Annotated in this window: 16 protein-coding genes; 3 read left to right on the top strand and 13 right to left on the bottom strand. The window is 66.7% G+C overall.

Features of this window, described 5'->3' with window-relative positions:
* Positions 1–18: 18 nt before the first annotated feature.
* Together DESFRDRAFT_RS14875 and DESFRDRAFT_RS14870 are read right to left on the bottom strand one after the other, a co-directional pair.
* Complete coding sequence (locus DESFRDRAFT_RS14875; RefSeq protein ID WP_005995253.1) at positions 19–2,637, bottom strand: PEP/pyruvate-binding domain-containing protein; 2,619 nt, start codon at positions 2,635–2,637, stop codon at positions 19–21.
* A gap of 206 nt (positions 2,638–2,843) precedes the next feature.
* The gene (locus DESFRDRAFT_RS14870; protein ID WP_005995251.1) at positions 2,844–5,321 is read right to left on the bottom strand and encodes a response regulator; all 2,478 of its coding nucleotides are present in this window, start codon (positions 5,319–5,321) and stop codon (positions 2,844–2,846) included.
* A 184-nt stretch (positions 5,322–5,505) separates the two neighbouring features.
* On the opposite strand from DESFRDRAFT_RS14870, the gene DESFRDRAFT_RS14865 reads away from it, so the two are divergent.
* Positions 5,506–6,003 (top strand): A24 family peptidase, encoded by a 498-nt coding sequence (locus tag DESFRDRAFT_RS14865; RefSeq protein ID WP_005995249.1) that lies wholly within the window; start codon positions 5,506–5,508, stop codon positions 6,001–6,003.
* A gap of 223 nt (positions 6,004–6,226) precedes the next feature.
* Entirely contained in the window at positions 6,227–8,302 is a 2,076-nt protein-coding gene (locus DESFRDRAFT_RS14860) for a tetratricopeptide repeat protein (protein ID WP_005995246.1), read from the top strand.
* A gap of 181 nt (positions 8,303–8,483) precedes the next feature.
* On the opposite strand, the gene DESFRDRAFT_RS14855 is transcribed toward DESFRDRAFT_RS14860, so the two are convergent.
* The 8 genes from DESFRDRAFT_RS14855 to DESFRDRAFT_RS14820 all read right to left on the bottom strand — a co-directional run bounded on the left by DESFRDRAFT_RS14855 (position 8,484) and on the right by DESFRDRAFT_RS14820 (position 16,145).
* Positions 8,484–9,074 carry a single-stranded DNA-binding protein gene (locus tag DESFRDRAFT_RS14855; protein WP_005995244.1) on the bottom strand — a complete coding sequence of 197 codons (591 nt, stop codon included), beginning with the start codon at positions 9,072–9,074 and terminating at the stop codon, positions 8,484–8,486.
* A gap of 46 nt (positions 9,075–9,120) precedes the next feature.
* Positions 9,121–9,468, bottom strand: a complete 348-nt coding sequence (locus DESFRDRAFT_RS14850) for a hypothetical protein (RefSeq protein ID WP_005995242.1) — start codon at positions 9,466–9,468, stop codon at positions 9,121–9,123.
* A 2-nt stretch (positions 9,469–9,470) separates the two neighbouring features.
* Positions 9,471–10,121: a hypothetical protein gene (locus tag DESFRDRAFT_RS14845; protein WP_005995241.1), complete on the bottom strand. Its 651-nt coding sequence runs from the start codon at positions 10,119–10,121 to the stop codon at positions 9,471–9,473.
* A 382-nt stretch (positions 10,122–10,503) separates the two neighbouring features.
* On the bottom strand, positions 10,504–12,753 hold the full coding sequence (locus DESFRDRAFT_RS14840; protein WP_005995239.1) for an acetyl-CoA carboxylase carboxyl transferase subunit alpha/beta: 2,250 nt from the start codon (positions 12,751–12,753) through the stop codon (positions 10,504–10,506).
* Between the two features lie 78 nt (positions 12,754–12,831).
* Positions 12,832–14,250 carry a biotin carboxylase N-terminal domain-containing protein gene (locus DESFRDRAFT_RS14835; RefSeq protein WP_043794976.1) on the bottom strand — a complete coding sequence of 473 codons (1,419 nt, stop codon included), beginning with the start codon at positions 14,248–14,250 and terminating at the stop codon, positions 12,832–12,834.
* On the bottom strand, positions 14,231–14,650 hold the full coding sequence (locus DESFRDRAFT_RS14830; protein ID WP_005995234.1) for a PilZ domain-containing protein: 420 nt from the start codon (positions 14,648–14,650) through the stop codon (positions 14,231–14,233). The genes DESFRDRAFT_RS14835 and DESFRDRAFT_RS14830 overlap by 20 nt, the downstream gene beginning before the upstream one ends.
* Positions 14,651–14,659: 9 nt before the next feature.
* A complete protein-coding gene (locus DESFRDRAFT_RS14825; RefSeq protein WP_005995233.1) occupies positions 14,660–15,400 on the bottom strand; it encodes an OmpA/MotB family protein in 741 nt (246 codons plus the stop codon).
* Positions 15,387–16,145, bottom strand: a complete 759-nt coding sequence (locus tag DESFRDRAFT_RS14820; RefSeq protein WP_005995231.1) for a motility protein A — start codon at positions 16,143–16,145, stop codon at positions 15,387–15,389. The genes DESFRDRAFT_RS14825 and DESFRDRAFT_RS14820 overlap by 14 nt, the downstream gene beginning before the upstream one ends.
* A 111-nt stretch (positions 16,146–16,256) precedes the next feature.
* Here DESFRDRAFT_RS14820 and DESFRDRAFT_RS14815 point away from each other — a divergent pair, with 111 nt between their 5' ends.
* Positions 16,257–17,078 carry a purine-nucleoside phosphorylase gene (locus DESFRDRAFT_RS14815; RefSeq protein ID WP_005995230.1) on the top strand — a complete coding sequence of 274 codons (822 nt, stop codon included), beginning with the start codon at positions 16,257–16,259 and terminating at the stop codon, positions 17,076–17,078.
* 12 nt (positions 17,079–17,090) lie between these two features.
* On the opposite strand, the gene DESFRDRAFT_RS14810 is transcribed toward DESFRDRAFT_RS14815, so the two are convergent.
* The 3 genes from DESFRDRAFT_RS14810 to DESFRDRAFT_RS14800 all read right to left on the bottom strand — a co-directional run bounded on the left by DESFRDRAFT_RS14810 (position 17,091) and on the right by DESFRDRAFT_RS14800 (position 19,298).
* The gene (locus tag DESFRDRAFT_RS14810; protein WP_005995228.1) at positions 17,091–17,777 is read right to left on the bottom strand and encodes an MgtC/SapB family protein; all 687 of its coding nucleotides are present in this window, start codon (positions 17,775–17,777) and stop codon (positions 17,091–17,093) included.
* Between the two features lie 431 nt (positions 17,778–18,208).
* Complete coding sequence (locus DESFRDRAFT_RS14805) at positions 18,209–18,553, bottom strand: hypothetical protein (protein WP_005995226.1); 345 nt, start codon at positions 18,551–18,553, stop codon at positions 18,209–18,211.
* Positions 18,554–18,578: 25 nt separating this feature from the next.
* Positions 18,579–19,298 (bottom strand): molybdopterin-dependent oxidoreductase, encoded by a 720-nt coding sequence (locus tag DESFRDRAFT_RS14800; protein WP_005995224.1) that lies wholly within the window; start codon positions 19,296–19,298, stop codon positions 18,579–18,581.
* Positions 19,299–19,442: the final 144 nt, after the last annotated feature.

Here is a 19,442-nt window from a genome sequence, read left to right as displayed (position 1 = left end):
TGGTCGCAGACGCAACGCTCAGTCGGTTTTGGACGCGGGGGCGGAGGGAGTCCAGGCGGGATCGAAACAAGGCGCGCCCGAAAGAAAACAGGCCACCATGGCGTCGATGCTCGCCTCGCTGACCATGAGCATATCCGTCTGTCGGGTGAACTGCAAAAGCCTGCCCATGTGCCCGAGTTTTTCCGCGATGATGTCGGCCGGGAACTTCTGGAACCGGCCGGCCACGCGGTCGGCGGCGGCCTCGACCACGAATCCCAGCGCCTCCAGGATGCGGCCGATGGCCCTGGCCCGGCGGGAACGCTTGACGTCGTCGGCCGCGCCCCCGGCAAAGGAAAAGGTGATGTAGTTCTTGTTGACCGTGGCCCCGCAGTAGCAGTCGAGCACGCCGTAGTGGTAGCCCACGCGGGAGCTGAAGTTGAGGTACTTGTCCGAGATGATGGCGTAGGACTTGTCGCCGAAACGCTCGGCGCCGGCCCCGGGCTGGGAAAACATCTGCTCGGACATGACGGAGAAAAAGCCGCCGAGATTCACGGGCCGGGCGACCCGGGCTTCGCCGGTCAGCACAAGGCCGGTTAAAAGCGCGGCAAAGGGGCGCGAGGCGATGTCCTCGGGCGCGACCCGCGATTTGCCGGCCGCCGCCTCGCGGATGCCGCCGCCAAGGTCGATGATGTGCAGGTCGAGGCCGGTGGTGGCGTCGAGGATCACGCTCCCCCCCCGCCCGTCAGCGGCCAGGTCGCTGACCGTGAACATCTCGCCGTAGGACCATTCGTGGAGCAAGCGCGTCACATCGTGCACGGTGCGGCAGCCGTCCGGCTTGAAGGCCGGGGCCTTGGGATCGAGCAGGGTCAGCGGCACGACGCGCGCGGCCACGTCGGCCAGGATGGCGTGGACCTGCGTGCCGGCCATGAACGCCGCCTCGGCCGGGGCCTTGGCCAAAAGCGCCTCCACCCGGCCCCGATAGATCCGGCCCGAGGCCGCGTCCACGGTGACGACCTCTCCCGGCGCAAGGATGCCCGTGACGCCATCGAGCCCCAGGAGCGTGGGCACGCCGAATTCCCGGGACAGCGAGGCCATGTGCCCGGTGACGCTGCCGTGGTCGGTGACGATGGCCGCCGCCCGGCGCATGGCCACCATGAACCGGGGATCGCTGTGGGGCGCGACCAGCACCGCGCCCTGGGGAAAGGCGTCCAGGTCGTCGTCGGCCAAAACCGTGTGGACCGGGCCGCAACCGACGCCCGAGCAGGCCGCCTGTCCGCCCAGGGCGATGATCTCGGCCCCGGGCACGGGCGGCGCGGGGCGCGGGGCCGCCGCCGACAGGGCGGTCAGCCGGCGCGACTGCAAAACCCAAAGCCGCCCCCGCCCGTCGACGGCCCATTCCATATCCTGGGGCCGGCCGAAATGGCGCTCCAGGGCCAGCCCCCAGCCGGCCAGGGTCCGGGCGTCGTCGTCGGAAAGACTCGGCTCCCGGCGCTTGTCCTCGGGCACGGCCACGTCGGCAAGCCCGCCGCCCGTCGGCGACGGCACGAGCATGCGCGGCTTGTCCGTGACCACGCGTTCGGCAATGGCCAGGGTGTCGCGGTCGAGGATGAAGCTGTCCGGGGTGATGACGCCGTCCACGGCATAGGGCCCAAGGCCCCATACGGCGTTAAGCAGCACCGCATTGCGATACGGGTCCTCGGGCAGGCGCGTGTAGAGCACGCCGGCCGCGGCGGACGGCACCAGGACCAGACAGGCCACGGCCATGGCCACGTCGTCGTCGGGGATGCCCTTGAGCAGGCGGTAGGACATGGCCCGGGGCGTGAAAAGGCTGGCCAGCACGAACTTGTAGGCGCTGCCGATGCGGTCCGGGGCGACGCCGAGCATGGTGAGGTACTGGCCGGCAAAGGACAGCTCGCCGTCCTCGCCGATGGCGCTCGAGCGCACGGCGAAGCGCACGGTCGCGTCCCCGCCCGTGGCGGCGGCCACGGCCGCGTCTATCTCGCGCGAGGCGGCCTCGGGGAGCTTCGCGCGCAGGATGGCGGCCTGGATGTCCTCGGCGGCGGCGGCCATGGAGGCCGGATCGTCGGGCGCGATGCCGAGGCGTATGCTGGCCACGGTCTCGAACAGCCCCGCCTCCTCGAAAAAGGACCGGAAGGCGGCGGTGGTCACGGCGAACCCGGGCGGCGACGGCAACCCGACCTTGCCCGCGAGTTCGCCGAGGTTGGCGCTCTTGCCGCCCACTTGGTCCACCATGTCGCCCGTCACTTCCGTCATGGGGATCACGAGCTTTCCGCGATAGGGATTGACCCGGCCGGCGATCACCGTCTTGATTTCGGACGAGAGCCGTTCGACCAGGGCCAAAAGCCCGGGCTGAGGCTTGCCGGAGAGGCGCTCGAAGCTTTTGATCATGCGGATGGCGTGGAACACGGCCCGGCTCGACCGCGAGCGGATAAAGGCCATGCCGAACACCTCGCGGCCCTCGAGCATGACCTCGATTTCCGAAAAAATCTTGAGCAGCTCGGTGTTTGATTCGAGCAGCGATTGGAAATGGTTGTACTTTTCCCGGAAGATCGCGGCCGTCTCCTCGCGGGAGATGGCCGGCCGGCGGCAAAAAAGATTCGTGACCAAGCCGCGCAGACCGGAAACGACGGTGCCCATGGTCCTGCTCCTTTACCGGGAAGCATTCCCTTTTGCGCCCGGACGCCTTCCCCGTTATGCTGCCCCGACCGGCCCGTCCGGCCGGACAAGGGAGGGACTTATGGGCGCCAATCTGGCTATCGTAATGCTTGTCCTCATATTCTCCGTGGCCATCGGCCTGTACATCGGAAGCAAGATCCGTCGCAAATGACCGTACCGGCCAGCCCTTACCGGAGACAAACCGGCTTGGCCGACAGGGCGAGGTCGTCTTCGTCCAGGCCGGCCGCCCGGGCCAAACGCCGCAAGGCCTCCAGGGCCTCGGCGAAATCGTAGCGCGTAACGGCCCGGCGCAATTCCGCCATTTCCTTCGCGCCAACGCGGCCGGGAACGGCCCGGCCGAGCGCCGCCACGTCCTCGTCGGCCTGAATGCTGCCTTCGGCCAGATGCGCGGCCAGACGGCGCAGCAGCGGCGCGAGGTTCGCGGTCATTTCCGCCGGTTCCGCCACGGCTTCCCGTCCCGCATGCGTCGCCCCCGCCGGAACGGACTGGCGGCCTTCCATGACGCGGCCAAGCGCCGCCAACAGTTCCTCGTACTCGAACACCTTGCGCAGGCAGCCGTCCATGCCGGCCTCCAGGCCGCGCGCCAGTTCCGGGGCCGCGTCATGGGAGGTCAGCGCCATGATGGGAATATCCGGCGGACATGGCGGACTCACCCCGTCGGCAAGCAGCTTGCGGATGATACGGGTGGCGGCCGGGCCGTCCAATTCCGGCATCTCGATGTCCATGAGGATGCAGTCGAAGGGGCGGCCGGAAGCCTTTTGCCCGAAAAGCGCCCGGCAGGCGTCCTTGCCGTTGACGGCCGTTACGACCTCATGCCCGGCGCTACGCAAAATCTGGGAAAAGATGGCCCGGTTGAGCTTGGCGTCGTCCACGAGCAGCACCTTCCAACAGCCGGTCAGGGCGCACTCGGGCGGGGACTGCGGCGGTGGCGCAAGCCGGGCGGCACCCTCCACGGTTTCGGCCAGGGCGGCGGCGTAGGCTCCGAGCGCCTGGTCGGACGGCAGTTCCCCCTTGCCCAGGGTGGCCTCCAGGTCCCGCGCGGCATCGGCCAGCGCCTGGGCCGCGATGTTGCCGGCCACGCCCTTGACCGTATGGGCCAGCCGCCGCGCCCCCTCCAGGTCGCCCGCCGCCAGCCGCCGGGTAATGGTCCGGCCGCTCGTGGCGTAATCGCGCACAAACTCCAAGGCGATGCTCGCCAGCAACTGCCCGTTGCCGCCGAGCCGCTCCAGGGCCTCGGCTTCGTCCAGGCCGCAAACGGCCGGCGCGGCGGCCTGGTCCTCCCGGGGACCAGACGCGTCCGCCGAAGCCGCCATCTTGCGGCCCGCCTCGGCCGCCGGCGCGATCCACTGGCCCAGGGCGGCAAGCAGCCTCGCCGGGTCGATGGGTTTGGTCAGGTAATCGTTCATGCCCGCTTCCAGGCAGCGCTGCCGGTCCCCGGAAAGCGCATGGGCGGTCAGGGCCACGATGGGCAGATCGCCGCAGCCGGGCAAACGCCGTATGGCCCGTGTGGCGGCCAGCCCGTCCATGACCGGCATCTGCACGTCCATGAGCACGGCGTCGTAAAACGCCAGCCGCGCCATTTCCACGGCCTCGCGGCCGCCGCCGGCCACATCCACCACCGCGCCGAAGCGTTCGAGCATTTCCCGGGCCACCTGCTGGTTGATGGAGTTGTCCTCCACAAGCAGGATCAAGGCCCCGGCCAGGGGACCGGTCGCGCCGGGTCGGACTTCCGATGGCGCGGACAAAATCGCGGCCCCGGCCGGTCGGGCCGGCGCGGCCGCGACGGTCGAAACGGCCCGCTGCCCGGCCGTGTCCTCCTCGAAAGGGCAGGTGAAAAAAAAGCGGGAGCCCTGCCCCGGCCGGCTGGTGACTTCCAGCTCGCCGCCAAGCAGTTCCACGCCGCGCCGCACCAGGGCCAGCCCCAGCCCCGTGCCGCCGTAGGGCCGCGACAGGGAGCCGTCGGCCTGGGTGAAGGAATCGAGCATGGCCGGGATGGCGTCGCTTTCCATGCCGATGCCCGTGTCGGCCACGGTAAAGCCCAACTTGACCCGGCCGCCATGGCGCTCCACCAGCTCCACGCCCAGGCGCACGGAACCGCGCTCGGTGAATTTGACGGCATTGCCGACCAGATGGCCGAGCACGCCTTCCAGGCGGGCGTTGTCGCCGACAAGCCGCATGGGGACGCGCAGGTCCAGGTCCGGCTCCAGGGACAGCCCCCCGGACTTGGCCGCCGTCGCGAAGCGCCCGATCACCCTGCGCAGCGCCTGGCCCAGATCGAAGGGCACCGGGACAAGCTCGACCTGCCCTTTTTCCAGCCGGGCGAAATCGGTGATGTCGTCCACCACGCCGAGCAGGCCGGTGGCCGAGGCGGTGATCTTGGCCAGATAGTCGCGGACGCGCGGGTCGGTGGCCAGGGGAACGGCCAGATTGGCCAGCCCGATGATAGCCGAAAGGGGCGTGCGCAGCTCGTGGGTCATGCGGGCCATGAAGTCGGCCTTGACCTGCATGCCCGCCTGGGCCTCGCCGCGCAGCCGTTCGCCAGCCGCCTCGGCCTCCCGCAAGGCGACGAGCAATCGGTCGCGCTCGGCGGTAACGCCCTCAAGGGCGGCGAGCAAGGACGCGTCGTTGGCGGCATCGATTGCCATGCGGACTCCGATGCGCTCCGGCCAAGGCCGAACCGCCCGTGAAGGTTCACCTCTCTCCCCGGAAGAACTGACTTTTTCCATCCCCGGCGTCAAGGCCATGACCGCAAGGCATCCCCTCGAACCCGGGCGTCATGGACAAGGCGGCCCATTGCCGCTACCAAGGGGCAAACCCACGGGAGCCGCCATGCCGCCGGATTCGGAAACCCTGCTCGCCTTCGCGCTCACGGCCGCGGCCTGCGTCGCCTGCGCCGTCATCGACATCCGCACCAAGCGCATCCCCAATGCCATCACCTTTCCAGTCGCGGCCGCCCTGCTGCTCCTGCACGGCGTTTTTTCCGGCACGACCGGGCTCACGTCCTCGGCCCTGGGGCTTGCCGGCGGCTTCATCGTCTTCCTGATCCCCCACCTTTTCGGCGTGCTCGGGGCCGGCGACGTCAAGCTCATGGCCATGGTCGGCGCGGGGCTCGGCACCCAGGCGCTGCTGACGGCCGTCCTTTTCACGAGCATCGCCGGCGGGGCGCAGTTTTTCGTCTGGCTCGCCTGGATGCGCCTCGCCGGCACGCGCAAGGGCCGGGGCTACCGGCTGTGCTACGGGCCGGCCATCGCCGCCGGGGCCCTGGCCACCATGGCCCTCCACCTGGCCGGGCAGCCCTACCTGAGCCTGGTCATCCCCCAGTTTTGAGTCACGGGGATTGACCGGCGAGGCCCTTTGACGCACATATCGGCAAGATCCATTTTTAAAATGCGCCGGGGGGAAACCTTTCTGAAGAAAGGTTATCCCCCCGGGCCCCCCTTCCAAAGACTTTTAATAATATTGGGATGTCACCGACATAAAGCTGCAAAAAGGAAGCGCGCGAGAGGGGCTAGCGCCCTTTCAAAAAACCCCCTTTTCCCTATTTGAAGCCATGCCCACGCACGCACCAAACATCGCCCGACGCTGCCGCATTGCCGGCGCGATATTTTGCGGCCTGATCCTTTTGGGCGCGTTCGGGCTGATCGCGGTGTGTTGCGGCACGCCCGAACGCGGATCGCGGCTGTACGACCAGGGGAAGGGCAAAGAGGCCCTGCCGTTGCTTCAGGAAGCGGCGGCCCGGGGTTCGGCCCCCTCCTCCTACCGGCTGGGGCTTTTGCTCGAATCCGGCCGGGATGCGCCCCGCGACCTGTTGCGGGCCTTGGCGCTTTTCACGGCGGCGGCAAAGAAAAACCTTGTGCCGGGTATGGTCAAGGCCGGCGACCTGTTGCGGGAAAAGGGCGAAAACGCGGCGGCCGTGGCCTGGTATCGCCGGGCGGCCGACCGGGGGAATCCGGTCGGCATGGCCAGGCTCGGCGAGATGTTGCTTGCCGGCCGTGGCGCGGCCGCCGATACCGACAAGGCGCTCGCCCTGCTGCGCCAGGCGGCGGCCAAGGGCGACCGGCAGGCGGCCATGGACCTGGGGCAGGCCCTTCTGTCGCTCTCCGAAGCCGGGGACGCCCGCGGCGACACGGCGGCGGCGGCCCACTACTTCCAGACGGCCGGCGAGGCCGGGGACGCGGCCGCCATAAACCGTCTGGCCGACCTGTACGCAACCGGCCGGGGCGTGCCCAAGGACCCGGCCAAGGCGGCCGAACTGCGGCGACGGGCGGCCGAGGCCGGCTATGCCCCCGCCGCCTACGCCCTGGGGCTGACCTATCTCTCCGGCCAGGGCGTGACCGCCTATCCCCTGGAAGCGGCAAGACTTTTCGCCAAGGCCGCCGACGCAGGATATGTGCCGGCCATGCTGCGGCTGGCCGACATGTATTACGCCGGGCTCGGCGTTTTCCGCGACCCGGACCGGGCGCTTGCCCTCTACGACAAGGCCGGCGAGGCGGACGACGCGGCCGCCGGCAGAGTCTGCCGCCTTTTCGCCGCCGGAAGCGAGGACCGGCGCGACGCCGGGCGGGCCGTGAAATTTTGCGACAAGGCGGCGAAAGCCGGCGACGCCGGCGCGGCCACGCTGCTCGGGCTCGGCATGCTGCGCGGCCGGCTGCCCGGGGACGCGGCCACGGGCACGCGGCTTTTGTCCCAGGCGGCCTGGGCCGGCGATGCCGAGGCCATGTACGCCATGGCCCTGCTCCATCTGGCCCAGGAGGGCGTGGCCGGCAATCCGGCCGAGGCCTTCCGCTGGTGCCGGCTGGCGGCGGCGGCGGGCCTGCCCGAGGCCAAGACGCTTCTGGCCGCCCTGTCCGAGGAGGAGTTCCCCAGCGCCGCCAACCTGGCCAAGGCCATGGATTTCTACCGCGAGGCGGCGGGCGCCGGCGATGCCGAGGCCGGATTCGCCCTGGGGTCGCTGCTCTCCAAGGGTCTGGCCGGACCGCCGGATTTCACCGCCGCCCGCAAATGGTACGAAATGGCGGCCAAGGCCGGCGATTCGCGGGCCCAGTTCAACCTCGGCCTCATGTACCTGACGGGCAAAGGCGGTCCGGCCGACGAGGCCAAGGCGCTTGGCCTCATGCGCGAGGCGGCGGACCAGGGCGATCCCCATGCGCGGTGCAACGTGGCCACCATGGAGCTGACCGGCCGGGGCACCACGGCCGATCCCCGGGAGGCGTTTCGCTGGTACAGATTGGCCGCCGGCCAGGGATTTCCCCAGGCCCAGGCCATGCTGGCGACGTTTTATTACGACGGGCGGGTGGTGCCGCGCGATTTCGAAAGCGCCCTTTTCTGGCTGACCCTGGCCAGCCGCGATCCGGGCGGCGACGCGCTGCTCATCCGGGCCGCCAAGGCCAAGGCGGCGCTTATGCGGCAGCTGACGCCGGAGCAGCTCGAACGCGTGCGCCAGCGCGTGGCCGACTTCTCGCCGGCCGTCTTCGATCCCAAGGCCGAAAAGGCGCTGCTTGCCTCCATCAAGTTCCTGCCGCCGAGCGCCCGGGGCCCGGGGTTCGCCTCCACGCCCAAAAGCGCCCGCAACGTCGCCTCCGAGCCGCCCGAGGTGGACAAAAGCGAGGACAAGGCGCTTTTCTAGAGGTTTTTCAAAAGCAACGAGCCCGGTGGGGAACTTTTCCGTACGAAAAGTTCCCCACCGGGCTCGTCAAAAGCTTTCGCTTCAAGGCGGCCGGCACGCCCCATGCCGGGCGCACGGTCAATGCAGATCTGCCGCGCGGACGTCCCCGCCCGATGGGGCTGAAAATCCCGCGCCGCGCCCGCTAGAACGGCACGTCGTCCATGCCCGAGGCTTCGGACGGGAAGGCCGGGCCGAGATCCTCGTCCTGCCCTCGCGGCGGCTGCTGGCCACGCGGACCACCGCCCTGCTGACCGCCGCCGCGCGGGCCGCCGTAGCCGCCGCCCTGCTGTCCGCCGCCCTGCTGTCCCCCGCCCTGGTAGGAGCGCCGGCCGCCCTGCTGGGACCCGAAGCCCTCTTCGCCCATGGGCGCGTCCGCCGCCATGCCGCCGCGCGAATCGAGACCCTGGACGGTATGTCCCGGCCCGGTCACCACCACCTCGGTGGTATAGCGCTTCTGGCCCTGCTGGTCGTCCCAGCTGCGGGTGCGAAGCGTCCCCTCGATATAGACCAGCCGGCCCTTGGAAAGGTAATTGCCGCAAAACTCCGCCGAACGGCCGTACACGGCCACCCGGTGCCATTCGGTGCGCTCGACCTTGTTGCCGTCGCGGTCCTTGTAGGATTCGTCCGTGGCCACGGAAAAGTTGGCCACCGGGCTGCCCGAGGGCAAATAGGTCAGCTTGGGATCCTGCCCGAGCCGGCCGACTAAGATGACCTTGTTGATGCTGCCGGCCATATACTGCCTCCTGCGCCCGCGCCGAAGCGCGTCTTTCAAAAAATGATTACGGTTTGGGAGCGAGCTTTTCCAGCTCGCCCAGGGCGTCTTCCAGGGCGTAGCTCAGGCTGTCCGCGCTCTTGGGATCGCGGTCGCCAAGGGCCGCTTCCAGGGACGCCTTGAGGGCCATGGCCTTTTCCACACCGGGCAAAAGCGCCTGCCGGTCGGTCCCGGGCAGATCGCCCAGCCGCACCCTGTCGTCCAAAGCCTGGGTCAATTCCAGCAGGCCACGGTGCTCCACGGGCGGCGTCGCCGCCACGGGCCAGGCCAGGGCGTACAGCCTGCTGTAACGGTCCTCGGCCGCCACCTCGTCATAGGTCGTCGCCGTGACGCGTATCTGCAGGTACTTTCCCATGGCTACTCCCTTTCCTCCCAGTCCGTGCGCACCCGGTTGACCACGTCCTGGATGAGGCTCGTCTGGGACTCGGGGCACACGCCCACAAGGGGCGCGCCCTGGTCCACGTTCAGGTCGTGCTGAAAATACACCGCGTAGATGATGCCTTCCGGCCCTTCGTAGGTAAGCGGCTTTTCCCGTTTCATACGCGAAACGATGAAAAGCTCCATGCCGTCCTTGACCGTCACCGAGCGCGGCCCCGAGGCCTTGACCTTCTTGTCCACGCTGGGGATGAAATAATACTTGGCCCGCTCCGGGGCGCGGAAAAGGTAGAGCACCTGCTGTAGGATGGAAGCGATGACCTCGTCCTTGGACAGGTAATGGCGGATAACGCCCAGCTCGGCGCCGGCCTCGACGAAGGTCCCCTCGAGTTCCCGGCGCACTTGGCCGATGACGCCCTTGGCTTCGGCGTAAATGGGCTTGTCGTTGTGTTCGCGGGTAAGCTTGGCCAGAAGCGTTCCCGGCTTTTCGCCGTAGCTCCCGGAAGTCGGCACGACCCGGGTCCCGGCGTCGATGTCGGCGAAACGGACCACGCCGGTATGCGGCGCGGCGACCACGATTTCCTCGTAAGGCGAGGCCTTTATCTTTTCCAGTAAGGCTTTGACGTCTATCACGCGCTTCCCCTGTCGGCCTTCTCGGGCGCGACCTTGGAATTTCGAATGGTGTTACATTGGCCCCCTGGCAACAACACCCATTTCCCATGCATAGGGGGTCCGAGGGGGGCCTCCCGGCAAGGAGATCCAAGAGGCACTGTCGTCGGCCGCGCGCGGCGCATATTCGAAGAATACGCCTTCGCGTCCCCGAACAGCCCCGCCGGCCCAGGCCCCGCTCCCCATAGCCGGGCATCATTTCTCTTCCGGTCCCCTGTCCAATCGATGGTGAGGACCCAATACAATGCTATCCTATTAAAAGTTTTTGAAAGGGGGTCCGGGGGGAAACTTTTTTCAAAAAGTTTCCCCCCGGCCGCCGGAGGCATCATCCTCCTCCCCCCTCTTCCTACCGATAATACAAATTCCGGCCGCCGATGGTGAGGAGCACCTGCTTGAGATTCTTGCGAATCTCACGGCGGTCCCAAATGCCCTGGATATGGCCCCGGGCCAGGGCGTTATGCGCCCGGTGGTAATCGGGCGGGATGTCGATGCCGGTGGTTTCCTTGATGACGCCCGGACCGGCGAAGCCGATGTTGGCCGAGCGCACGGAGAACTGGTAGGGCGAGCAGCCGAGGAAGCTCGCCACCGGGCCGGCGTAGGAGTTGGTGTCGTAAAGCACCACGTAGAGGCCGCCGCTTTCGATGTAGCGCCGCACAGCCATGGTGACGCGGGGCATCTGGATAAGGCCGTTTAAGCTCTCCTGGATGCGGATGCCGGCCGTGCCGTGGACGTAGGCCAGAAACGGGTAGTGCCGCCGTCTGGCCCTGGCCAGGGCCCGGATGAACTTCTCGCCCTCGGCCGCGCCGACCGAGCCGCCGCGAAAGGCGGAATAGAGCACGGCGCACACGAGTTTGACGCCGTCGATCTTGGCGTCGATGGACACGCAGGCGGACTTGCGGCCGGTCTTTTTCTTGGCGGCCTCGATTTTGTCCTCGAAGCCCGGGTAGTCGAGCGGATTTCCGGCCTCGATATCGCCGTCGAATTCCACCACCGATTCCGGGTCGAAGACGTTGCCGAGCACCCACTGGTATTCCATGGGGAAGTGGTGGCCGCAGTGGACGCACACGCCGGCGAAGTCGCCGTAGAGGTCCGGGGCCCAGAGGTCCGGGCAGCCGTAGGTCTTGGCCTCGGGGCAGGTGACGGCCTTGTCCTCGGCGGCCTTGGGGCTGACGTAGCGCCAGCCGAAGTCCTCCAGACAGGCCCCCTGCTCGGGCTGGGACAGCTCCACCAGCATGCGGCTTTTTTCCGGATCGCAGGTGACGGGGGCGTTCTTGTCGCGGCCCTTGCGCAGGGGCGCGGTCAGCCGGCTGGCCACGAGCCGGGCCTCAGCCTCCAGGTCGCCGACGGTCTTCTTAAAATTCTTCAGATACTTGCCGACAAAGTCGTAGCGCAAAAAAGAATAGCCCGACCACAAGACGCTCTGGGCCCGTGAGGCGATGCGCGCGCCGGAGGGGCGGCTGTCGCGGTAAGCCGTCTCGGCCATGCGGCGGTACTTGCAGTAGCGCTTCCAGACCAGCCGGTCGGCGGCGGCGTCGTCGAGGGTCCAGCGCACGAACATGCTCTCGGCGTCGGTGGCGTCCTTGCGCTTGGAGGCGACCAGGGCCCGGTAGAGCTTGAACCCGGCGATGCCGAGGAAGACCTGGTCCGTGGCCTGGATGACCTCCTGGCGCAGGTCCTTGAAGAAGTCGTAGTGATGGGGCCGCGCGCCGAGCGGCGGCTCCTCGATGACCTTGTCGATGTAGCCCATGCGCAGGTTGTCGGCGGCGGTGATGTTGAGCCGCTTGGCGCACTGGGCGATGAGGTCGGGGCTGACCCGCTGGCCCTGCCGGATGCCGGCCTCGATGGCGGCCGCGCCTTCCGGGGAGATGACGGAGTAGTAGCCGCGCGAGAACATCATGCGCACGTCGGACAGGCCGATGGCCTCGGCCCCGCCCGAGCCGCCCTCGGAAATGACCGACACGACGGGCACACGCAGCCCGGCCATCTCGTAGAGGTTGCGGGCGATCTGCTGGGCCGCGCCCGGGAAGTCCTCCACCGGAAAGGCCCCGGGGGTGAAGACGTAGGTATGGATGGGGATGCGTTCGGTCTCGGCCACCTTCATATACTGGAGGGCCTTGGCGTTGCCCCAGGGCTTGACCGAGCCGCCGTTGCGAAATTCCTGGCCGTGGCCCTTTTCCTGGCCGATGACCATGACGGGCTGGTTTATGACCTTATCGCCCTTGCGCCGGGTGATGTAGGCCCGGGCGATGAGCATGCTCGGGTCGATGGAGTACTCGTCCTGGCCGCCGATCTCGGTGTAGTTATCGTAGACGTTTTCCAGGATGTCCTTGAGGCTCACCCGGCCGGGGTGGCGCACGATGCGCACCATGTCCATGGGGACGAGCTCTTCGTCGAGCTTTTTCTCCAGAAAGGCGAACAGATCCTCGATCTGCCGCAACATCTGGGCCTTTTCGCCGGGAGCGGACTTGTCCCGGGCGGCCAGATCCTCCAGGCGGGACTCCATGAGCGCGATATTGGCGTTGTCGCGCCCGCCGAAGATGTCCTTTATGTAGCTTAAGCGATCGGCCAGTTCGACGACGCGCTTTTCGATTTCCATATGGCGTATTCCCAAGCGTCCCGGCGCGCGCCCGACCGCCGGCCTTGGCCTTTGGCGGACCGGCGCGCGACCGGGAGGCTAGAATTGCAGGATGGTGGCGGTCTTGTCCCGCAGAAACCGGACGTTGGACTTAAGCTCCGCTCCGGAGCCGTCCTCACCGGACAGGGTCAACTCGTCGAGGTAGGCCACTCCGCGCTTTTTGGCCTCGGCCAGATCCCCGCCCCAGATGATGGCCAGGGCCAGGTTGGGGTCGTAGTCCGTGGGGATTTCGTAGGGGGCGTCCATGGGGATGTGGGTGTAGAGCTTCGCCCAGGGCAGGCTCGGGGCCAGAAACTGGTCGATGCGGCCGACCCAGGGAGTGAAGCGGTTGGCCGGGTCCTCGGCGATGATGCGGTATTCGACGCCGACGCCTTCAAAGGTCACGTCGGATTGGTCATAGCCCAGAGGCGCGCCGAGGCCAAGACGTATCTGCTCGGCGATGAGGTTGACGTCCCCCTGGCCCCGGATGCGCGAGATGGCCGCGGACACGCCGTTTTCCACCTGGATGCGGGTGTTGACCTCCATGAGGAACGGCTGGCCCGTGGGCGAGACGATCCACTCCCAGGTGCCGACGTTGTCGTAGCCCACCTCGCGGGCCATGGCCAGGGAGTAGCCCACGATGTCGTCGAGGACCTTGGCCGCGTCGAAGGAATAGTCGATCTCCTCCGGGCGGAATCCGGGAGCCACCTCCACGCGCTTTTGCCGGCCCGTGGACTGGATGGTGCAGTTGCGCGTGCCGAAGTGCACGATGCCCTTGCCCGTGCGGTCGGCGACGATTTGCACCTCGAGGTGGTTGAAGTCGAAAATGCGCTGCTCGATCAGCACGCCCTCGTCGTGGAACTGGCGCTTGGCGTAGTTGCGCACGCGCCGGTAGACGGTCTTGAACTGATCGATGTCGTAAATTTCCTCGATGCCCATGCCCCCGCCGCCGGCCGAGGCCTTGACCAGGACCACGGAGTTGGCGATGCCCTGCTCGGCCTGGAAGGCGAACAGGGTCTCGGCGATCTCCTCGGCCTCCATCTCGTCGTAGACCGGACGGTCCGAGCCGGGGACCGTGGGGATGGACAGGCTTCTGGCCAGGCGCTTGGTGTTGATCTTGTCGCCGAGCGACCGGATGATGCGCCAGGAGGGGCCGATAAAGACCAGGGGGCGCGAACGCTCGGACACGCGGCGGGCGAAGCGGAAATCCTCGGCGAAAAAGCCGTAGCCCGGGTGGATGGCGGTCGCTCCGGCATGGTCGGCCACGGCCAGAAGCTCGTTGGCGTCGTGGTAGGAGCTTACGCGGTAGGCGGCCTCGGGGCCGCCCAGGGAGCGGGCCAGGGCCAGATGGCCCGAGTCCGCGTCGGCCTTGGTATGGACGCAAACAAAATCCAGGCCGAGCGAAACGCAAGCCTGGATGATGCGCATGGCGATCTCGCCCCGGTTGGCAACCAGGACCTTATGTTTGTTCGTCGGCACGATCCGTCTTTTTATCCTCAAGGTTATCGGCCATCTCCCGCGCCTTGCGCAGATCGATGCGCCGTTTTTGAATCTCCAGCACCAGCTTGTCGAGCCAGGCTTCCTGGCGCAACGAAAGCTCTCCGAAGGCCAGCCCGACCAAGCCCTGCCCACCGATGCGGGCCACCATGACCGGCAGTCCGGCAATGAGCGTCTTGGGGCCGATGGCCAGACTCAAAAGGCCCTTGCGCCCGGACTCGAGACGCCCTTCGGCATCGACCAGGGCCACACCCGAGGCGCTGACGTCGTGAACGACGTAAGCCGTCTCGTCGCCCTCCAACCGGGCGAACAGGCCCCGCACGCGCTCCCTGTAGGCGGCGCGCTTGCCGACCTCGCCTTCCAGCTTGAACGTAAAGTCCATGCCGGGCTCCTACTCGCCGATCCAGCGTTCCAAGACGAACTCCACGCGTTGGTTGCGCGCCCGATGCGCCGGGGTATCGTTCGGGTAGAGGGGTTCTAAATCAGCTAATCCGGTGGCTGTCAATCGGTTGGGGGGCATGCCCAAGGACACCATATACCGCAGGACGGCAACGGCCCGCAACGAGGAAACTTCCCAATTGTCGCGAAAACGGCTCCCCGCCCCGGGCGGCTGGTTGTCGGTAAACCCCCGGATGTTGATGCGTTCCCCCGCGGTCTTGATGAGAAAGTCGTACACGGTGCGAAGCCGCTGCTTGCCCTCCTCGGTCAGGTCGACGCCGTCCTTGGGGAAAAGCACGCCGGCGGGAAAGCCGATGGTGATCTTGCCCGCCTCAAGGGTGGCGGCGACCACGCCGTCGAGGCCCTTGGTCGAAACATAGGAGCGGAACTGGTCGTAGACGCGGCGCTGCTCGCCGATGATGCGTTGGCGGATGCGGGCCTGCTCGACCAGGGTGGACATGTCGGGCGTGGCGATGGGGCCCGTGGTGATGGCCTTGCTTTTGTTGCCGAGCGCGTTTCGCACCGAGGAGAACGAATCCGTGAACTTCTTGACGTCCAGGCTCGACATGGAAAAGAGCATGATGAAAAAGGTCATGAGGAGCATGGACAAGTCGGAGAGGGTGGTCAGCCATTGGCTGGAGGCCTCGACCTCCTCGTCGTCATCATCAAAACCGGTTTGCTCATCGTCGCTCATAACGGCGCTCCCGTGGGGCAATAAACGAGGACAGCTTCTCGTAGACGAGCCTGGGGTTGTTGTTCTCCAGGATGCACTTGGCGCCCTCGAAGATGATCTCCAGCTGCAGGGTTTCGTTGAGGGTGCGGGCGCGCAGCTTGCCGGCCACGGGCAGGAAAAACAGCGTGGACATCATGGAGCCGTAAAACGTGGTGATGATCGCCACGGCCATGGCCGGCCCCAGGGTCTTGGGGTCGTTTAGGCGGGTGAGCATCTGGACCAGGCCGATAAGCGTGCCGATCATGCCGAAGGACGGCGCGTAGCCGGCCAGGGACTTGAACACGGCCTCGCCCACGGCATGGCGGCGCTTCATGGAGCCGATCTCGATGCGCACCGTGTCGCGGATGAGCGCCGGGTCGGCGTTGTCGGCGATGAGCTGACAAGCCTTTTTGAGGATGGCGTTTTCGGTGTGGATGTTTTCCAGGGCGATCAGCCCCTCGCGGCGGCTGATCTCGGCGATGCGCACCATCATGTTGACGACTTCCGCATCGCGCACCTTGCGCGAGGAAAAAATCTGCATCATGGCCGCGAAGGCCTGCCGGACTTCGCCCATGGGGTAGGCCACACAGATGGAAGCCAACGTGCCGCCGACGACGATCATGATGCTCGGCCCATTGACGAATTCCGTCAACGTGCCGCCCATGAAGATGGCCCCAAGCACCAGGGCGATGCCCGAGGCAAGGCCGAGAAAGGTTCCGAGATCCATGGCCCCGTCCGCTTGTGCGCTTGAGTTGGAAAACGACGCCGACGGAAAAGGCCTCCCCCTTTCCGACCGGCCGTCCCCATGCTAGTGGGTCCGGGAACAGGAGTAACCTATATGGATTATGGGGAAGATGCAAAGGGTATGAAAGCCGTCGCGTCAGTCCTCGGCCCCTGCCCGGCGGGTGCCGTCGGACTCGTGGCCGGCACGGGCCTTGGCGGCATCGCCGCGGCGGTCGCGGACAAACGGGAAATGGCCACGGCCGATATCCCCGGGTTCCCCCGCTCCACCGCCCCGAGCCACGCCGGGGCGCTGGCCTACGGCACCCTCGGCGGCCGGCCGGTGGCCCTGCTTTCGGGCCGGCTCCACCTCTACGAGGGCTACGCCCCAGCCGAAGTGGCCGCCGGGGTGCGGCTGCTTGCCGGGCTCGGCGTCAAAACGCTCGTCCTCACCAACGCCGCCGGAGCCCTTGATCCGCATTTTTGCGCCGGCGGGCTCATGCGCATAACCGACCACATCAACCTGACCGGGAAAAACCCGCTGGTCGGCCCCAACGACGAGGCCACGGGACCGCGCTTCCCGGATATGAGCAAAGCCTACTCGCCGCGCCTGGGCGAAATCGCCGACCGAACGGCGCTGTCGCTCGGCATCCGGCTGGAACGCGGGGTCTACGCCGGAGTGCTCGGCCCGAGCCTGGAGACGCCGGCCGAGACCCGGATGCTCAAGCTCCTCGGGGCCGACGCCGTGGGCATGTCCACCGTGACCGAAGTCATCGCCGCCCGGCACGCCGGCATGGAGGTCCTGGCCATCTCGTGCCTGACCAACGTCAACCTGCCGGACTGCATGGCCGAAACCACCCTGGAAGCGGTCATCGCCACCGCTAAACAGGCCGAAGCGACCCTGACCCGGCTGCTCGCGGCCGTGATCCCGGCCTGCTGACCTGGACGGGGCCTAGCGCATCTTGACCTTCTGCACGCAGTCGATGCCGGCCAGATCGCGGATGCAGCTGACGGCGTCCAGGCAAGACCAGTCGCAACGCAGGGTGAAGCAGTAGGTGGAAAGGCCATCCGTGACCTTGGTCAGGCTCAGGTTCTCCACGTCGAGGTCGCGGGCGCGGAAAAAATGCAGCAGATTGTCGAGGGTTTCCCGCGTTTCCTGACAGGTGATGCTGATCACCCGGACGACCTCGCGCCTGATCAGGCTCTGGAGGTGCTTGAGGATGGTCAGGGAAACCACGCCGAGGAGGGTGCAGGAAACCGGGATGAGCACCATGCCCGCTCCGAGCGCCATGCCGACGCCGGCGTTGAACCACAGGGTCGCGGCCGTGGTCAGGCCGCGAATCGCGCCCCGGTCCTTGATGATCACGCCCGCCCCCAGAAAGCCCACGCCGGTGACGATCTGCGCGCCGATGCGCGAGGGATCGAGGCCAAGGGGGATGCTCCCCGAGTCCTCACCATCCAAGTAGTAGAAATATTTTGAGATAACCATCATGAGGGCGGAGCCGAGACACACCAGGAGATTGGTGCGCAGGCCGGCGCTTATGCCGTGGCGTTCCCGCTCGTACCCCAGGATCGAGCCACAACAGACCGCAATGACAAGACGCAGCAGCAATTGCGCTTCGTATGGATACTCGCTCATGGCGCTCTCCCGTGTTGGCCATGATGGCGGCGCGGTTTTACCTGCGGCCGCCGAAAAGCCGCCCCCGGGATCGCCCGTCAAAAGACACGCCCCGGAGACCCCGCAAAGACGCTTGGCCACTAGGACCGTCGACAGGCGACGATGCCGGGCGGTCTTTCCAGGAGGTCGTCCATCGAGAGGGAAACGTCAAGAGGGATGGCGGGTTACGTATGGCGTACGCCCGCCGCTCGTCCATGAAAATGCGGGGAATACGAAGCGAGAGGGGAAACCCTTTGAAAAGGGCGGTAGCCCCTCTCGCGCTCTCCCCTTCCTAAACTTTTTCACTTTACTGGCGAGTTGCCGGCAACGATCTGTTTCTATTGAAAGTCTTTGGAAGGGGGTCTGGGGGAAACCTTTCTTCAGAAAGGTTTCCCCCAGGTTTCTTACACTCTCTACACCGTCAGCACCCGCCAGCCTTCCTTCATGTAGCCGGCCAGGAAGCCGTCCGCGTCGATGAGGGTCAGGCCGTAGTGTCGGAACTGTTCGGCCACGTCGTAATCCGTGGCGCTTTCCCGGCAGGCGAAGGTTTCCACCCCGGCCCGGCGGCAGGCGGCCACGGCCTCGCGCAAATCGAGGTCGCAGGCCAGCATCTTGGCCGACGGCCCCCAGACGATGAGAATCACCCGCTGCCAAAGACCGTTTTCCCGTGCTTTTCGTGCATGGGGCAGCGCCATTTTGAGCGCCGCCTCCCGGTCGCGGGTGGTCCAGACGACCACCAGCCCCGTTTCGTGGCTCATACCGATTTTCCCCTTATAACGGCGATTACGACCGGGACCGGCGCGGGTCCGGCCGGCGCAGCCGCTCCGGCTCGACCGGCGCGATCCTGTCGTAGATGCCGTTGGCCCGCGTCCACCAGCCGTCCACGGGATCGGCGGCGAACTCCAGGCGCGTAATAAATTTCGCGCCCTTGTAGGCTAAATCGTACGGACACACCAGTCGCATGGGGGCCCCATGCTCCAGCGGCAGGGGATTGCCGGCAAGGTCCAGGCCAAGCAGGTATTCCAGGCGTGGATCGAGGAGATCGCCCAGAGGCAGGCATTCGACATAGTGATCGAGCCCGTCGGGACGCGAACGGGTGCGGCCCAGGGAATGAAAGATCACGTAGCGGGCCTCGGGCTTCGGTTTGACCAGATCGGCCAGGACGGCCAGGCGCAGGCCGCGCCAGTGCAGGTCATCCACGTCCCAGCCCTCGACGCAGTGGAAATCCGAGGTCTGGGACTCTTGGGGCAGGGCGCGCAGGGACGCGTAGGAAATCTGCCGGGGCGTTTCCACCAGTCCGTCCACGGTCAGGACATAGAGCGCGGCCGTGCCGTCGGCATAGGTGACCATGCCCGTGGCCGGCTCGAAGCCGAAATCCTCGATCTCCACCGTGCGCACGGGAAAGTTCGCCAACACAAAGGCCCATGCCCGGCCGGGCCAACGCCCCACCACCACCGCCGCGCCCATCAGGCGCAGGAACACCCGCCGCGTGATGCTGATCATAGAAGATTAAGTAACAAGAAGGAGCGAGAGGGGAAACCCTTTAAAAAGGGTTCTCCCCTCTCGCGCTCTCCCCTTCCTAAATTTTATAATAATACTGAATAATTATAATGTAATATCATCATTATTAAAAGTCTTTGGGAGGGG

Origin of the sequence: Solidesulfovibrio fructosivorans JJ] (assembly GCF_000179555.1) — a bacterium.
GTDB classification, from domain to species: domain Bacteria; phylum Desulfobacterota; class Desulfovibrionia; order Desulfovibrionales; family Desulfovibrionaceae; genus Solidesulfovibrio; species Solidesulfovibrio fructosivorans.
This window is presented reverse-complemented; position numbering and strand designations above follow the sequence as displayed.

Coding starts and splice junctions, on each gene's coding strand:
- DESFRDRAFT_RS14850 (WP_005995242.1), bottom strand. CDS start 9,468: ATGGGAAAGTACCTGCAGATACGCGTCACGGCGACGACCTATGACGAG.
- DESFRDRAFT_RS14800 (WP_005995224.1), bottom strand. CDS start 19,298: ATGATCAGCATCACGCGGCGGGTGTTCCTGCGCCTGATGGGCGCGGCG.
- DESFRDRAFT_RS14815 (WP_005995230.1), top strand. CDS start 16,257: ATGGATTATGGGGAAGATGCAAAGGGTATGAAAGCCGTCGCGTCAGTC.
- DESFRDRAFT_RS14870 (WP_005995251.1), bottom strand. CDS start 5,321: ATGGCAATCGATGCCGCCAACGACGCGTCCTTGCTCGCCGCCCTTGAG.
- DESFRDRAFT_RS14860 (WP_005995246.1), top strand. CDS start 6,227: ATGCCCACGCACGCACCAAACATCGCCCGACGCTGCCGCATTGCCGGC.
- DESFRDRAFT_RS14855 (WP_005995244.1), bottom strand. CDS start 9,074: ATGGCCGGCAGCATCAACAAGGTCATCTTAGTCGGCCGGCTCGGGCAG.
- DESFRDRAFT_RS14875 (WP_005995253.1), bottom strand. CDS start 2,637: ATGGGCACCGTCGTTTCCGGTCTGCGCGGCTTGGTCACGAATCTTTTT.
- DESFRDRAFT_RS14840 (WP_005995239.1), bottom strand. CDS start 12,753: ATGGAAATCGAAAAGCGCGTCGTCGAACTGGCCGATCGCTTAAGCTAC.
- DESFRDRAFT_RS14830 (WP_005995234.1), bottom strand. CDS start 14,650: ATGGACTTTACGTTCAAGCTGGAAGGCGAGGTCGGCAAGCGCGCCGCC.
- DESFRDRAFT_RS14825 (WP_005995233.1), bottom strand. CDS start 15,400: ATGAGCGACGATGAGCAAACCGGTTTTGATGATGACGACGAGGAGGTC.
- DESFRDRAFT_RS14820 (WP_005995231.1), bottom strand. CDS start 16,145: ATGGATCTCGGAACCTTTCTCGGCCTTGCCTCGGGCATCGCCCTGGTG.
- DESFRDRAFT_RS14810 (WP_005995228.1), bottom strand. CDS start 17,777: ATGAGCGAGTATCCATACGAAGCGCAATTGCTGCTGCGTCTTGTCATT.
- DESFRDRAFT_RS14865 (WP_005995249.1), top strand. CDS start 5,506: ATGCCGCCGGATTCGGAAACCCTGCTCGCCTTCGCGCTCACGGCCGCG.
- DESFRDRAFT_RS14805 (WP_005995226.1), bottom strand. CDS start 18,553: ATGAGCCACGAAACGGGGCTGGTGGTCGTCTGGACCACCCGCGACCGG.